This window comes from Caballeronia sp. AZ10_KS36 (assembly GCF_023631105.1).
In the GTDB taxonomy this organism is placed as follows: Bacteria; Pseudomonadota; Gammaproteobacteria; order Burkholderiales; family Burkholderiaceae; genus Caballeronia.
On sequence record NZ_JALQDQ010000072.1, the window covers coordinates 1 to 518 of the forward strand.

Genomic DNA, 518 nt, shown 5'->3' on the forward strand with positions numbered 1-518 from the left:
TAGCTGTAAGCGCCCTGAATGTGAAAGCCCGTGTCCGTGGCATAGCCGACGCCGTAGCGCACGCTGTTGTACGGATATTCGCTCACCTTGATGTGCAGCGGCGTCTCGATGGGCTTCGTGACGTCGTTGCTCGCGTCGATCGCGACGCTCGCGTAATACGGCGTGTTCTGCACCTGCCGCTGCAGCTCGTTCACGCGGGCGATGTCGTAGATCTCGCCTTCGTGGATCGGATTCACGTTCTCGATGATCTTCTGCGGATAACGCTTCGTGCCGCTGATGTCGAGCTTGCCGAAGGTGAAGGTCGGACCGCTGTCGAACGTGACCGAGAGATCCGCCATCTGAGTGCGCGGATTGATGCGCGCCTGCGAGCGCACGATGCGCGCGCCGAGATAGCGGCGCGATTGCAGCGCGCGCAGCGCCGCGCTCTTTGCGTCGTCCCACGCGTGCTGCGAGAAGGCGTCGCCTTCGTTGACCGAAAACGCGAACCGCGCGGCGTTTTCCTGCGCGCGGTCTTCTGT

Annotated in this window: 1 protein-coding gene; it reads right to left on the reverse strand. The window is 62.9% G+C overall.

Annotated elements, in window-relative coordinates:
* Positions 1-518, reverse strand: a 518-nt coding sequence (locus NCR35_RS29770; RefSeq protein WP_284503391.1) for a POTRA domain-containing protein, incomplete at both ends; no start/stop codon positions are given.